General features: G+C 63.5%; 12 protein-coding genes and 1 tRNA gene. 7 read left to right on the top strand and 6 right to left on the bottom strand.

Translation table 11 applies throughout. The features are described from left to right. Positions 1 to 60: 60 nt before the first annotated feature. The 3 genes from B5D38_RS20755 to B5D38_RS20765 form a co-directional block, all read right to left on the bottom strand. Complete coding sequence (locus B5D38_RS20755; RefSeq protein WP_078710374.1) at positions 61 to 3,855, bottom strand: vitamin B12-dependent ribonucleotide reductase; 3,795 nt, start codon at positions 3,853 to 3,855, stop codon at positions 61 to 63. A 584-nt stretch (positions 3,856 to 4,439) separates the two neighbouring features. Then, a complete protein-coding gene (gene gpt / locus B5D38_RS20760; RefSeq protein ID WP_078710361.1) occupies positions 4,440 to 4,937 on the bottom strand; it encodes a xanthine phosphoribosyltransferase in 498 nt (165 codons plus the stop codon). Between the two features lie 97 nt (positions 4,938 to 5,034). After that, positions 5,035 to 5,802: a competence/damage-inducible protein A gene (locus tag B5D38_RS20765; protein WP_245319437.1), complete on the bottom strand. Its 768-nt coding sequence runs from the start codon at positions 5,800 to 5,802 to the stop codon at positions 5,035 to 5,037. A gap of 227 nt (positions 5,803 to 6,029) precedes the next feature. On the opposite strand from B5D38_RS20765, the gene wrbA reads away from it, so the two are divergent. After that, positions 6,030 to 6,629, top strand: coding sequence for an NAD(P)H:quinone oxidoreductase (gene wrbA / locus B5D38_RS20770; RefSeq protein ID WP_078710362.1), 600 nt, complete (start codon positions 6,030 to 6,032; stop codon positions 6,627 to 6,629). A gap of 144 nt (positions 6,630 to 6,773) precedes the next feature. Here wrbA and B5D38_RS20775 read toward each other — a convergent pair whose 3' ends face one another. Next, positions 6,774 to 7,247, bottom strand: coding sequence for a helix-turn-helix domain-containing protein (locus B5D38_RS20775; protein ID WP_078710363.1), 474 nt, complete (start codon positions 7,245 to 7,247; stop codon positions 6,774 to 6,776). An 82-nt stretch (positions 7,248 to 7,329) separates the two neighbouring features. On the opposite strand from B5D38_RS20775, the gene B5D38_RS20780 reads away from it, so the two are divergent. The 6 genes from B5D38_RS20780 to B5D38_RS20805 all read left to right on the top strand — a co-directional run bounded on the left by B5D38_RS20780 (position 7,330) and on the right by B5D38_RS20805 (position 13,606). After that, the gene (locus tag B5D38_RS20780) at positions 7,330 to 8,379 is read left to right on the top strand and encodes a LysR family transcriptional regulator (RefSeq protein WP_165690935.1); all 1,050 of its coding nucleotides are present in this window, start codon (positions 7,330 to 7,332) and stop codon (positions 8,377 to 8,379) included. 90 nt (positions 8,380 to 8,469) lie between these two features. Beyond that, positions 8,470 to 8,555 (top strand) — tRNA-Leu (locus tag B5D38_RS20785). A gap of 91 nt (positions 8,556 to 8,646) precedes the next feature. Then, positions 8,647 to 9,384: a cytochrome c biogenesis CcdA family protein gene (locus B5D38_RS20790; RefSeq protein WP_078710365.1), complete on the top strand. Its 738-nt coding sequence runs from the start codon at positions 8,647 to 8,649 to the stop codon at positions 9,382 to 9,384. A 64-nt stretch (positions 9,385 to 9,448) separates the two neighbouring features. Then, positions 9,449 to 10,831, top strand: a complete 1,383-nt coding sequence (gene glmU / locus B5D38_RS20795; protein ID WP_078710366.1) for a bifunctional UDP-N-acetylglucosamine diphosphorylase/glucosamine-1-phosphate N-acetyltransferase GlmU — start codon at positions 9,449 to 9,451, stop codon at positions 10,829 to 10,831. A 120-nt stretch (positions 10,832 to 10,951) separates the two neighbouring features. Next, positions 10,952 to 12,778 (top strand): glutamine--fructose-6-phosphate transaminase (isomerizing), encoded by a 1,827-nt coding sequence (gene glmS / locus B5D38_RS20800; RefSeq protein WP_078710367.1) that lies wholly within the window; start codon positions 10,952 to 10,954, stop codon positions 12,776 to 12,778. Between the two features lie 129 nt (positions 12,779 to 12,907). Then, positions 12,908 to 13,606, top strand: a complete 699-nt coding sequence (locus B5D38_RS20805) for a DUF502 domain-containing protein (protein WP_078710368.1) — start codon at positions 12,908 to 12,910, stop codon at positions 13,604 to 13,606. Positions 13,607 to 13,625: 19 nt separating this feature from the next. Here B5D38_RS20805 and B5D38_RS20810 read toward each other — a convergent pair whose 3' ends face one another. Both B5D38_RS20810 and B5D38_RS20815 read right to left on the bottom strand, forming a co-directional pair. Then, the gene (locus tag B5D38_RS20810) at positions 13,626 to 13,850 is read right to left on the bottom strand and encodes a hypothetical protein (RefSeq protein ID WP_078710369.1); all 225 of its coding nucleotides are present in this window, start codon (positions 13,848 to 13,850) and stop codon (positions 13,626 to 13,628) included. A 117-nt stretch (positions 13,851 to 13,967) separates the two neighbouring features. Next, positions 13,968 to 14,222, bottom strand: coding sequence for a hypothetical protein (locus B5D38_RS20815; RefSeq protein ID WP_078710370.1), 255 nt, complete (start codon positions 14,220 to 14,222; stop codon positions 13,968 to 13,970). Positions 14,223 to 14,416: the final 194 nt, after the last annotated feature.

Below are 14,416 nucleotides of genomic sequence, written 5' to 3' on the forward strand. Positions count from 1 at the left end.
TCTTTAAGCCGGTCCCGTCCTGGAGACGGGCAGGCGGCGGCGGCAAAACGACTGTTTTGGTCAGCTGCAGCCGCTGGTGGCGCCGCAGGTGTCGCACTTCAGGCAGGTGCCGTTGCGGACCATGGTGAAGTTGCCGCACTCCTCGCAGCTCTCGCCGGTATAGCCCTTGATCAGCGCCTCGGCGCGGCGGCCGGCGGCGGCGTCTTTCACTGCCGCTTCCGTCTTTGCCTGAGGCGCCGTCTCGGCGTTTTCGAAGAGCGCCTGGGCAGGCGTCGCGTTGGCGGCCGGCGCGGGCTGCTCATAGTCGCGCTTGAAGGCCGTCGCGCCTTGCGTCGCGCCGGTTGAGGCCACAACACGACCGCCGCTGGGTGCCGTTGCCACCACCCGCGCACTGGCCGCCGCCGTGGTCGGCTTGCTGGCGCGCGGCGCACCGTCGGCCGAGCCAACGGGCTCGCCGGTCACCAGCCGGAAGCGCGCCGTCTGGCCGCGCACCATGCCGGTCGAGATCGGCAGCGGGGCAGGGCCGTCGCCCTTTGCGCGCTTGCTGGCGGCCGTGGAGAAATCCTCCGGCTGGACATGCGCGAGATCGTGGCGCCCGAGATAGGAGACGGCGAGTTCGCGGAACACGTAGTCGAGGATCGAGGTGGCGTTCTTGATCGCCTCGTTGCCCTGAACCATGCCGGCCGGCTCGAACTTGGTGAAGGTGAACGCCTCGACATACTCATCCAACGGCACGCCGAACTGGAGGCCCAGCGAGACCGAAATGGCGAAGTTGTTGATGAGGGCTCGGAGCGCCGAGCCTTCCTTGTTCATGTCGAGGAAGATCTCGCCAAGGCGCCCATCGTCGTATTCGCCGGTGCGAAGGAAGATGGTGTGGCCGCCGATCTTGGCCTTCTGGGTATAGCCTTTGCGCCGGTTCGGCAGCTTCTCGCGCTCGCGCACCACCTTCTCGACGATGCGCTCGACGATGCGCTCGGCCACTTCCGTCGCGCGCTCCGAGGCGGGCGCGGCCAGAAGCGCCGCCGCCGTCTCCTCCACCAGATCGTCCTCGCCGTCATCCTCGATGAGCGCCGAGTTGAGCGGCTGCGACAGCTTGGAGCCGTCGCGGTAAAGGGCGTTCGCCTTCAGGGCCAGCTTCCAGGACAGCATATAGGCCGAGTTGCAGTCCTCGACGGTCGCGTCGTTGGGCATGTTGATGGTCTTGGAGATGGCGCCCGAGATGAAGGGCTGGGCCGCCGCCATCATGCGGATGTGCGATTCCACCGACAGATAGCGCTTGCCGATGCGCCCGCAAGGATTGGCGCAGTCGAAGACCGGATAGTGCTCTTCCTTCAGGAATGGCGCGCCTTCCAGCGTCATGGCGCCGCAAACGTGGATGTTCGCGGCCTCGATGTCCTTCTTGGAGAAGCCGAGCGCCGGCAGCATCTCGAACGAGAAGTCGTTGAGCTGCGCGTCGGTGAGGCCGAGCTTCTCCTTGCAGAACGCTTCGCCGAGCGTCCACTTGTTGAAGGCGAACTTGATGTCGAAGGCCGATTTCAGCGCGGCGTTGACCGCGGCGATTTCCTTTTCGCCGAAGCCCTTGGCCGCGAGCGAGCCCGGATTGATGGCCGGAGCCTGATCGAGATTGCCGTGACCGACGGCATAGGCCTCGATCTCGGCAATCTGGCTCGGCGAGTAGCCGAGATAGGCCAGGGCCTCCGGCACGGCGCGGTTGATGATCTTGAAATAGCCGCCACCGGCGAGCTTCTTGAACTTCACCAGGGCGAAGTCCGGCTCGATGCCCGTGGTGTCGCAGTCCATGACGAGGCCGATGGTGCCCGTCGGCGCGATCACCGAGACCTGGGCGTTGCGGAAGCCATGCTTCTTGCCGAGGGCGAGAGCCTCGTGCCAGGCCTCCTTGGCACGCGTCGCCAGCCGGCTGTCCTCCAGCGAGGCATGATCGAGCGGCACCGGATCGATGGAAAGCCCCTCATAGCCGGAGGCGAGGCCGTCGGCGGCGCGGGTGTGGTTGCGGATGACGCGCAGCATGGACTTGGCGTTGCGCTCATAATCCGGGAAGGTGCCGAGCACCTTCGCCATCTCCGCCGAGGTGCGGTAGGCGATGCCGGTCATGATGGCCGAGATGGCGCCGCAGATGGCGCGCCCTTCCTTGGAGTCGTAGGGCGTGCCGGCGGTCATCAGCAGGCCGCCGATATTAGCGAAGCCGAGGCCGAGGGTGCGATAGTCGAACGAACGGCGGGCGATCTCCCGAGAAGGGAACTGCGCCATCATCACCGAGATTTCGAGAACGATGGTCCACAGCCGCACCGCATGTTCGAAGGCGGGGACGTCGAACGGCTTGCCGCCGTCCGCCGTCTCCTGGCGGAACTGCAGGAGGTTGAGCGAGGCGAGATTGCAGGCCGTGTCGTCAAGGAACATGTATTCCGAACACGGATTGGACGCACGAATCTCGCCCGCTTCGGGGCAAGTGTGCCAGTCGTTGATGGTGGTGTGGAACTGGATGCCGGGATCGGCCGAGGCCCAGGCGGCGTAGCCGATGCTCTCCCATAGCTCGCGCGCCTTCAGCGTCTTCACCGGCTTTCCGGTGATGCGCGCCGTGAGCGACCAATCGCCATCCGTCTCAACCGCGCGCAGGAAGGTGTCCGTGACGCGGACGGAGTTGTTGGAGTTTTGGCCGGCGACCGTGAGATAGGCGTCGGAGTCCCAATCGGTCGTGTAGACCGGGAAATCGATATCTGTGTAGCCCTGACGCGCGAACTGGATGACGCGCTTGATATAGGACTCGGGAACCTGAGCCTTCTTGGCCTCGCGGACCGCGCGCTTCAGCGCGGGGTTCTTCATCGGCTCGAAGCAGTCGCCGTTCGGCCCCTCGCAGTTCACGCAAGCGGACAGAATCGCCTTGAGGTGCTTGGAAATGATCTTGGAGCCGGTGACGAGCGCCGCCACCTTCTCTTCCTCGCGCACCTTCCACGAGATGTAGGTCTCGATGTCGGGGTGATCGATGTCGACCACCACCATCTTTGCGGCGCGCCGAGTGGTGCCGCCCGACTTGATGGCGCCGGCCGCGCGATCGCCGATCTTGAGGAAGCTCATCAGGCCCGAGGACTTGCCGCCGCCAGACAGCTTCTCGCCCTCGCCGCGCAGCGCCGAGAAGTTGGAGCCGGTGCCCGAGCCGTACTTGAACAGGCGCGCCTCACGGACCCAAAGGTCCATGATGCCGCCGTCGTTGACGAGGTCGTCCGCCACGGACTGGATGAAGCAGGCATGGGGCTGGGGATGAGCGTAGGCCGAGGATGAGGCCGTCAGCTCGCCGGTGAACGGATCGACGTAGAAGTGGCCCTGGCCGGGGCCGTCGATGCCGTAGGCCCAGTGAAGACCGGTGTTGAACCACTGGGGAGAATTGGGGGCGGCCTTCTGGGTCGCCAGCATGTAGGCGAGTTCGTCACGGAAGGCGGCGGCGTCTTCCTCCGAATCGAAATAGCCGCCCTTCCAGCCCCAATAGGTCCACGTGCCGGACAGCCGATCGAAGATCTGGCGGGCGTCCATCTCGGAGCCATAGCGTTCGTCCTCGGGCAGGGCGGCAAGAGCCTTCTCATCGGCCACCGAACGCCAAAGCCACGAGGGAACGCCATTCTCCTCGACCTTCTTCAGGATTTTGGGCACTCCCGCCTTGCGGAAGTACTTCTGCGCCAGGATATCGGACGCGACCTGGCTGAACTGCGCCGGGACGTCGATGCCCTCCAGCCGGAAGACGATGGACCCGTCGGGATTCTTGATCTCGCTCGTCGCCTTGCGGAACTCGATACCCCCGTAGGCGCCGGCGCCTGCCGTGGTGTATCGGCGGTCGATCTTCAGTCCCATGATGCCCTCGCTTATGGCGGTCCGCCGCCGCCGTTAAATCTGCCAAAGCCGCGATATGTCGACGCCATGCGTCGACATTTTGTGCGGCGGGTTCTTCGTACCACTACATATAGTGGTTTTCACCGTTAAGGAACAGTTACCCACAGGTTCGCGACACGCGCGGTCCGCATCATCGTCACCTGTTGCCCGATAAGCGCAGCGTCGTCGGCCGTAATCCTGGCTACGCGCTTGGCGAGTGCCGTTAACCGACGGTTCATCCTGATGAGGGGCAAGCTAAGGCGAGTCTGGAAAGGCGGTCAAGCGCAACGGCGCACACGCCCGGAGTCAAGAGAACCAGAAGGATTCTCATGTGGATAGCGGGAAGAGTAACGAAGAAGAGCGAATCGGGAAGGAGATGCGGTGAAAGGGCGGATGCCGCCGGAATACAGGTCTTCCGGCCAAGGGGGGCCGCCATTTCCGATTGTCGTCATGATCCGCGGCTCGGGAAGAGCGCTAGCTCTCCACCGATTCTTCTGCGGCGCGGAAGGCGCGGCCTGGTTGCCGCGTCTTGAGGAGAGTGCGCGACTGGCGAGGGTGTTTTATCCCGCCGTTTCCTTGCCGATGGGCGCCTGGAAGGAGAGGCCGAGATCCCACGGGAAATAGATCCAGGTGTCCTGGCTAACCTCGGTGATGAAGGTGTCGACCAGCGGCCGGCCCTTCGGCTTCGCATAGACGGTCGCAAAGTGCGCCTTGGGCAGCATTGCGCGGACGATGCCCGCCGTCTTGCCGGTGTCGGTAAGGTCGTCGACGATGAGAATACCTTCGCCGCCATCCGCCAACAGCGCCGGGTTGATCTCCTTCAGCACCTTGAGCTCACCCTGGCTGGTGTACTCATGATAGGAGGCGACGCACACGGTTTCGATGAGCCGCGTGCCGAGCTCGCGAGCGATGATGGCCGCGGGGACAAGGCCGCCGCGCGTGATGCAGACGATCGCCTTCCACTCCGCGCGCTGGCTCGACAGACGCCAGGCGAGGGCGCGCGCGTCGCGATGAAACTGATCCCACGAAACCGGGAAGGACTTCTCGGCGCTCGACATTCTTAGCACTCCATCAGGCAAGAAGGTGGTGCCAATAGACCGACACGCTTCGCCGGGCAACCACCTGGGCGAATCGACGCACCCTATGACCGGCGGCTCATTGGCCGAGAGACGGAAGAGGCGCGCCCCGGCTCATCGCGGCGATCATTTCCTCCACCTCGATCCGGGCCGCTTCCAGCAGGGCTTCGTCGCGCGAGCGCAGAACGATTTCCGTCGTCGGCGCGGCCTCGTCGAACCGGGGATAGGAGCCGATGGCGACGGTGCGGTAGCGCGCCTGAATGTCGCTGAGCGGGCCGCCGATATCGCCTTCGGGGAACGGGCAGGGGATGGTGACGCTGATCACCGCCATGCCTGTCGGCAGGGCGCTCAGGACGGCGGTCAACATCGCCTGAAAAACCGCCGGAATGCCGGCCATGACAAAGACGTTGTCGATGCGAAACCCTGGCGCGATCGAGATCGGGTTGTCGATGAGTTCCGCTCCCTCGGGCGTGCGCGCCATGCGCTGCCGCGCCTCGGTGAAGGCGATGCCTCGCGCCGCATAATGTCCGGCGAGCCGGCGATAGGCTTCCGGATGCGGCCCTATGGGCAGGCCGAAGGCCGCGGCAACCGCATCGGCCGTGACGTCGTCGTGGGTTGGGCCGATTCCCCCCGAAGTGAAGACGAAATCGTAGGAGCGGCGCAGTGTGTTCACGCTGTTGGCGATGACCGACGGCTCATCTCCGATAATGCGGACTTCCTTCAGGTCGATCCCAGCCGCTGTCAGGGCTTCCGCGAGCGGGCCGATGTTCTTGTCCTTGGTGCGGCCCGAGAGAATCTCGTCGCCGATGACCAGCATGGCTGCGGTGAAACTCGGTTGATAGGCCATGGTCCATGCCTGTCCTGAAAACGCTCTCTTGACGGAAAGATGGAACCACGATCGCGCCAGGAAAGACAGATGCGATGCGTTTGGGTCAGGCGCGTTCCTGTTCGGTGAACGCTGTGTCGAAAAGAGGGGACCCGCCGTTCCATCTGGAATGCTCTATATCTCGCGACAGAGGCGTAGGATTGCCCACGCCCAGTTCAACGATCAATCAATAAACGCGAGGGATTTTCATGGCCAAGGTGCTGGTCCTCTACTATTCGAGCTACGGACATATCGAGGCGATGGCTCAAGCCGTGGCTGAAGGCGCCAAGAGCGCCGGCGCCGAGGTGGATATCAAGCGGGTGCCGGAGACCGCTCCCGCCGAGGTCGTCAAGGCAGCCGGCTTCCGCTTCAACCCTGATCATCCAGAAGCCCAGCCCGACGATCTGAAGAACTACGATGCGATCGTGATCGGCGTGCCGACCCGCTACGGCAACATGTCCTCGCAGATGCAGTCCTTCTGGGATCGGACCGGCCCCTTGTGGGCAACCGGCGCGCTGGTCGGCAAGGTCGGCGGAGCCTTCTCCTCGACCGCGACCCAGCACGGCGGCAACGAGGAAACGCTTTTCGGAGCGATCCGCGTGCTTCTGCACCACGGCCTCATGATCGTCGGTCTGCCCTACGCCTTCCAGGGTCAGATGCGCATGGACGAGATCGTCGGCGGCTCGCCCTATGGCGCGACGACCATCTCGGGCGGCGACGGATCGCGCATGCCGAGCGCGACTGAACTCGACGGTGCCCGCTTCCAGGGCAAGCACATCGCCGAAGTCGCGGCCAAGGTGGTCGCCTGAGGCGTCGAAAATGTCGCTCCACCCGGGGCGACTCCCTGACGACCGGCTTTGCGAGCGGCGCCCGAAGCGCCGCTCGACGCATTTTAGGGGCGGGGAGCGGTATGCAGCGTTTTCCGTCGCCTGCGACGATCAGGCGCCGGTTTCTCAGTCGCCCGCGGCCGAAGCGCTCCTGCCCGACTGCTTTGCCGGCGAAACTGCCTGCATCGCCCCGTGCTCCGTCTGCTGGATTGCGGCGATGAGATTATGAAGCGCCACTCTTGTTTGGCGATGACGAATGTCGTCCGGGCTCGGCCGTATTGACGCGACCTTATCCGCATCTGCCGGGATGCTCTTCAACAAATTTCCTGGCTTTAGGTCGGTAAAAAAGTACTCGACGTCCACATCGAGTAGATGCGCTGCGTGAAAAAGTCTCGACGCGCTGATGCGGTTGATGCCTTTCTCGTATTTCTGGATCTGTTGGAAGGCCGTGCCCAGCGCCTCGCCCAATTCGGTCTGAGAAAGTCCCTTCTTGAGACGAGCTTTTCTCAGGCGCGATCCGATATGCGCGTCGACGAAATCTGCCAAATCTGAACTCCACAAACACACCGACATGCCGTAAGGGAACAGGCGTCGTGTCATCAGCAAAAAACACGCCGTCACGCTTCCCTTGACGTTGAGGTCAACGGGGAAGCTAAGGGGCAGGTTTCAAATGGACTACCGCATGAAACGGAACGCTGCGGCATTCGCGGCGGAACATCGGTCGTTGTCGAAACCGGCTCCGATCCGCTCGAAATCGTTCAACTGGGACGATCTCAAATACTTCCTGGCGGTCTGCGATACCGGCAGCTTGCGCGGTGCGGCGGAGCACCTGGGCGTTTCGACGAATGTCGTTCGACGGAAGATAGAGGCGCTGGAAACAGAGCTCAGTACGGCGCTCCTGCTCCGCTCCGTGCGCGGCGTCGAGATGACGCCGGATGGCCGATCGGTCTATTCGGTCGCCGCCGAGATCCAGCAGCATGTGGGCTTCCTGGATCATTTCGCCGCGCGTAAATCCTCTGCCGCCAAGGGGCTCGTGCGCCTCTCCGTGACCGAAGGCCTCGGCGCCTTCTGGGTCGCGCCCCGGGTCAACGATCTGATCGCCCGCTATCCGAAGCTTCGTCTCGATCTCAAATGTGGGATGCGGGTTCCCGACGTTTCCCGGCTCGAATGCGACGTCTCGATCCAGCTGGAAGAGCCCCAAGACCCGCGTCTGATTGTCCGCAGGATCGCCACGCTGCACATCATGGTCTTTGCGAGCGAGGAGTATATCCGTCTTCACGGACTGCCTGGCACCCTCGACGACCTGAAGTCGCATCGCCTGGTCCATCTCATGGCCGACCAGCTTCCGAAGGCTGTTCTCGATGGGTGCGAATCGTCCGGCCAACCGCTCAAGCTCGCTCAGGTCATCGTCAACACATCGAGCTCTCAGGCGATGATGATCGCCGAAGGAGTGGGTGTTGGCGCCCTGCCAACCTATGCCGCTGCCCTGCGCGACCATCTTCTGCCGGTAGCGACGGACTTGCCCATGAGCGTGCCTCTATGGCTTGCCTATCACTCTGATTCGGCGGGCTTGCGACGCGTACGCGCCGTCGTCGACTGGCTGGTCGATGTGTTCGATCCGAACGCCCATCCGTGGTTTCGAGAAGAGTTTGTGCCACCGCATGAGTTCCGCAGCGAGCTCGAGAAGAGCCCGACGTCGCAAAAGGTGATATGGCGGCGTTCGCCCAAGTGACGCACCGGAGCAGTTTCACAGCCACAAAAGCGGCTTGAGGAGTCTCGTGGCTTGACCCGTGTCGAAAATCCCCTCATCCACATTGCCGGCGCGGGCGTGGCGAAATGGTAGACGCAAGGGACTTAAAATCCCTCGGGCGCTGTCCCGTGCGGGTTCGAGTCCCGCCGCCCGCACCAACGGTCGCATCGCGGCGACCCGTGAAACGACGGCGGAGCGGCGGAGCGGCGGAGAAATGTCTTTGCCAGATCGCAGGAGAAGGCTTTCCGGATGATCTCTGACGTATCCTATCCGACGGCGATCGTTGCCGGCGCGCTGTCGTTTCTCTCGCCATGCGTCCTGCCGCTGGTGCCGCCCTATCTCTGCTACATGGCAGGCATCACCGTCGATGACCTAAAGGCGGGGCCGGCGATGAAAGTCGGATATCTTCGTCTTCTCGTCACGGCGCTTGCCTTCGTCCTTGGCTTTTCGACAATCTTCATCCTGCTGGGCGCGAGCGCCAGCTCCATCGGCTTCGCGCTCCGACGAAACCTCGACTGGCTCGGCGTCGTCGCGGGGATTTTTATCATCGTGATGGGGCTAAACTTCCTCGGCGTCTTCCGCCTGTCATTCCTGTCACGCGAGGCGCGGCTTCAGGCTCCCGACCGGCCGAGGAGCGTTGCAGGAGCCTATCTCATGGGGCTCGCCTTCGCCTTCGGCTGGACGCCCTGCATCGGTCCTGTGCTCGGAACGATCCTTGGACTGGCCGGCGCTCACAACACGGCCGGCGAGGGCGCGCTTCTGCTCGCGGCATATTCCGCCGGGCTTGGGGTGCCCTTCATCCTGGCTGCCGCCTTCTCGGGCGGCTTCCTCAAACTCATGGCCCGCTTCCGGGCGCATTTTGGGCTGGTCGAGAAGCTGATGGGAGGCCTTCTGGTGGTTGCCGGGGTCCTTTTCCTCACTGGCGGCATGCAGACCTTGTCTTTCTGGCTGCTCGAAACCTTCCCCGCCCTCCAGAGCATCGGCTAGACGCAGCCGCCAATCTCCTCTACCGACTGCCGCAATCGCACGGAAATTTGTAGCGAGCTGACCCATGGCCCGAACCTGTTTGTCGATCATCCTGGCTGCCGGCGAAGGCTCGCGCATGAAATCGCGACGCGCCAAGGTGCTCCACGAAGTGGCAGGCTTGGCGATGATCCGCCACGTCGCCAAAGCTGCCGCCGCGACGGGCTCTTCACACATCGCTCTCGTTCTGGGACGCGACCATGAGGAGGTCGAGGCGAGCGTGCAAAAGACGCAGGGCGAGGGCGTCTCCACGCATCTTCAAATGGAACGGCTGGGGACGGCCCATGCCGTACTCGCGGCACGTGCGGCGCTGGAAGAGGGGTGGGACGACGTGCTCATCCTTTATGGCGATACGCCGCTGATCCGGCCGGAGACGCTGACGCGGGCGCGCGCGTCGCTGCTGGCGGGAGCGGATGTCTGCGTGGTCGGCTTCCGACCAAGCGATCCCACCGGCTACGGTCGATTGATCGAAGGTGGCGGCGAGCTTCTCGCCATCCGCGAGCACAAGGACGCCTCGGATACTGAGCGTCTGATCGGCTATTGCAACAGCGGTGTCATGGCGGTGCGGGGGGGCGTCCTTCTCGATCTGCTCGAGAAGGTCGGAAACGACAACTCCAAGGGCGAGTACTACCTCACCGATATCGTCGCCATCGCGCGCGCCAAGGGCCAAACCGTCCGCGCCATCGAGGCTCCGGCCGACGAGGTCGCGGGTGTGAACTCGCGCGTGGAGCTCGCCTATGTTGAAGCATTGTGGCAGTCGCGCCGGCGGCGCGAGATGATGCTCGCTGGCGTCACTCTCGTTGCGCCGGATACCGTCTTCTTTTCCCACGATACCGAGATCGCCGCTGACGTTGTCGTTGAGCCGAACGTCGTCTTCGGCCCCGGCGTGTCCGTGCTTGCCGGAGCCGTGATCCACGCCTTCAGCCATCTCGAAGGCGCCCGCGTCGGGGTGGGGTGTGCCATAGGGCCGTTTGCGCGCCTAAGGCCTGGCGCCACTCTCGCCACCGATGCCAAGGTGGGCAACTTCTGCGAGATCAAGAATGCCGAGGTGGGCGAGGGCGCCAAGGTCAATCACCTCACCTATATCGGCGATGCGACGGTGGGCGCGAAATCGAACATCGGTGCCGGCACCATCACCTGCAACTACGACGGCGCCCTGAAGCATCACACTGAGATCGGCGCGGGCGTCTTCGTCGGCTCGAACACGGCGCTCGTCGCGCCCGTCAGCGTGGGCGACGGCGCCTATATCGCCTCAGGCTCCGTGATCACGGAAAACATTCCTGCCGATGCGCTGGCTCTCGGGCGGGCCCGACAGGTGAACAAGGATGACCGGGGGCGATTGATCCGCGAGCGCAACGCCGCCGCCAAGGCGGAGCGCAAGCGGCGCGAGGCCGAAGCCAAAGAAGCCTGACCAGCCGCGTATCAGGACTTGGTTCACCGATAGACATCGAATTTGATGAGGAAGCCGGACTATTCGCATTAAGGTGGCTTCCGAAATTCTGCCCTTTCGAGAGCAAGGAGAGCCAACGCGATGTGCGGCATCATTGGCATCGTGAGCCGGAAGCCGGTGGCCAACCGGTTGGTGGACGCGCTGAAGCGTCTCGAATACCGGGGCTATGATTCCGCCGGGGTGGCGACCCTGGACGACGGCGCGCTGTCACGCCGCCGGGCCCAGGGGAAGCTCGTCGCGCTGGAGCGCCTGCTCGCGGAAAAGCCTCTCAACGGATCGATCGGGATCGGCCACACGCGCTGGGCCACGCATGGCGCCGCGACCGAAGAGAATGCCCATCCTCACGCGACGCATCGCGTCGCGGTGGTCCACAACGGCATCATTGAGAACTTCCGCGAGCTGAGAGCGGAGCTCGAGGCGGACGGTTACCGCTTCGAAAGCCAGACCGACACCGAGGCCGTGGCCCAGCTGGTAACGCGCGAGATCGATCGCGGCGCGAGCCCTCGGGAAGCGGTCTTTAGGAGCCTCAAGCGGCTCGATGGCGCCTTCGCGCTCGCCTTTCTTTTCCCCGGAGAAGAGAACCTCCTCATCGGCGCGCGGCGCGGCTCGCCGCTCGCGGTCGGCGACGGTGAGGGCGAGATGTTTCTCGGCTCGGACGGAATCGCTCTGTCGCCCTTCACGGAGTCCGTCCGTTATCTGGAAGACGGCGACTGGGTGATCCTTTCCCGCGAGGGTGCGGAAATCTTCGACGAGAATGGGGCTCCTGCCGAGCGCGCGGCACGGCGCGCGGTCGGGCGCACCTTTTACGTCGACAAGGGAAACTTCCGGCATTTCATGCAGAAGGAGATCTACGAGCAGCCCGACGTGATCTCGCATACGCTTTCGTCCTTCTTCGATATGGCGAACGGCCGGACGCGCCTGCCGAGAGGTCAGGAGGTCGACTTCTCCAAGATCAACCGCATGGTGCTTTCGGCCTGCGGGACGGGCTATTACGCGGCCCTGACCGGGCGCTATTATCTCGAGCGCTACGCTCGCATTCCCTGCGATATCGACGTCGCTTCGGAGTTCCGTTACCGAGAGAGCCCGCTGTCGGGCGTCGATTTCGCATTGTTCGTGTCGCAGTCAGGCGAAACAGCCGACACGCTGGCCTCCCTGCGCCATGCCAAGGCGGAAGGCCTCACTACCGCCGCTGTCGTCAACGTCGATGAATCGACCATCGCGCGCGAGGCGGATATCGTTTGGCCGACCCTGGCGGGGCCGGAGATCGGCGTCGCGTCTACCAAGGCGTTTACCTGCCAGCTGACGGCGCTGGCGGCGCTGTCCGTGGCGGCGGGTGTTCAGCGCGGCGTGCTTTCGCGCGATGACGAGCTGACGCTGGCCAAGGCGCTGTCCGAGGCGCCGAGGCTGACCAACGCTGTCTTGAAGCTCGATTCCCTGATCGAGAGGCTGGCGCACGACATGGCGACGAAGCGCCACGCGCTCTTCCTTGGCCGTGGCTTCAACTATCCCCTGGCTCTGGAAGGAGCATTAAAGCTCAAGGAAATCAGCTACATCCATGCGGAAGGTTACGCGGCAGGTGAGCTGAAGCACGGGCCGATCGCGCTGATCGACGATACGATGCCGGTGGTCGTGATCGCCCCTTATGACCGCGTCTTCGAGAAGACCGCCTCGAACATGCAGGAAGTGGCGGCGCGGGGTGGTCGGATCATTCTCGTCACGGACGAGCGAGGCGCGGCAAGCGGCGTCGTCAAGGATGCCGAGCTGATCGTGCTTCCGGATATGCCTGAAATTCTGATGCCGATCGTCTACGCGCTTCCGCTGCAACTGCTGGCCTATCACACGGCGGTGCACATGGGGACGGATGTCGATCAGCCGCGCAATCTCGCCAAGTCCGTGACCGTCGAGTAGCGCAACTGTGATTGCCGTCGCATAGACTGCGCGGTCTTGAAATTACCGGGAAGGAGCAAGAGATGATTCTGTCGTCCGCTTTTTTTCGGATGTCCTCGCGGCGTGCCGCTGAACAGGGGTTCACCTCACATGATGCGGCTGCGCAATTACTTCCTAACCGGCTTCGTGATCCTGGCGCCGCTTGCTATCACGCTGTGGCTCACCTGGTCCTTCGTTCAGTGGGTTGATGGTTGGGTCACGCCCTATATTCCGGGGCGCTACAATCCCAACACCTACCTGCCGTTTCCGCTACCGGGTTTTGGCCTGCTGGTGGCGCTGGTGATGATCACCCTGGTGGGATTCCTTGCCGCCAACCTCATCGGGCGGACCATACTCAACTGGGGCGAGCGCCTTCTCGGCCGGATGCCGCTGGTGCGCACGATCTATACCAGCCTGAAGCAGATCTTCGAGACGGTGCTTTCCGACAGATCGTCATCGTTCCAGATGGCCGGGCTCATCGAATATCCTCGCCCCGGCTTGTGGTCCCTGGTGTTCATCGCGACGAATGCGCGAGGAGAGATCGCATCGATCTTTGCCGAGGACGGGATCGAAGCCTACGCCGTTTTCCTACCGACAACGCCCAACCCGACCTCCGGTTATCTCCTCTACGTTCCGAAGACCGACGTAAAAGTGCTCACTATGTCGATCGAGGAAGCCGCCAAACTCATCATTTCCGCCGGTCTGGTGACTGCGGATCGCGATCAGGCCCCGACGACGCAAATTGCGGCCGCCCGCGAAGTGGAGACGCGCCCCGCAACCCCGAAAACGGTCGCCGAGACGGTGGAATAGGAGACGGGATAAGAGTGGCTCAGGTGATCGCTTCGCGGTCGCCAGGGCGCACGATCACCGCCTCTTCCTCGTCCACCATGACGAGGCGTGGCGCCTCGGGAAGGTCGAGCTTTTCGGCCGCTGCTTCCTCCGCTTCCTTGAGCTCCCGGCACGCCAGGGCCAGGCGGTGGCGCACCCACGGTGCAAGATCCGTGAAGCGGGGTTGCCTGCGACGCCGGGTGAGAACACTGTCGAATAGGCGCATCCGTCGAGCTCCCTCGAGCAAGTTCAACAAAAGCGCGATGCGGCTTCGCGTTGGCAATCGCGCAGACAACGAAACCGTTAAAGCAATGGCGGTGAACTTGGTTTCACTGGCGATGCGCTAGTGAAACGGCAGGATGACGAAGGCCACGGCCTGGAGCAGCAACGAGACGAGGATCAGCCGCAATGCCCAGGTTCGGCAGCGGGCGCTAACCGCGTTGCCCGCCAGATACTGTTCGTAGGCCACGGCATAGCTCGCCGCCAGGATTGTCCGCTCCTGGGCTTCCTCGTCAAGCTCGGAACCTGAGATCAAAGCGGCCTTGTCAGGCAGCGGCAGGGGCTCGTGATAGACGAACAGCCACTCCGATTTGACCACCTGATAGGCGGACGCGAACAGGGCGAGGACAGCGACCGCCCCGAGCGCCAGAATGGAAGCTGTGGGAAGCTGCCGCCAGTTCCCGAGATCGATCTCAACCGCTAGAGCGGGATGAGATTAGGATCGTCCATATCCTGAGTTGACGAGGTAGTTGCTGCATTCGTCGGCGGAGATGGTGGAGAGGATCTGGCCGA

Origin of the sequence: Consotaella salsifontis (genome assembly GCF_900167365.1) — a bacterium.
GTDB classification, from domain to species: Bacteria; Pseudomonadota; Alphaproteobacteria; order Rhizobiales; family Rhizobiaceae; genus Consotaella; species Consotaella salsifontis.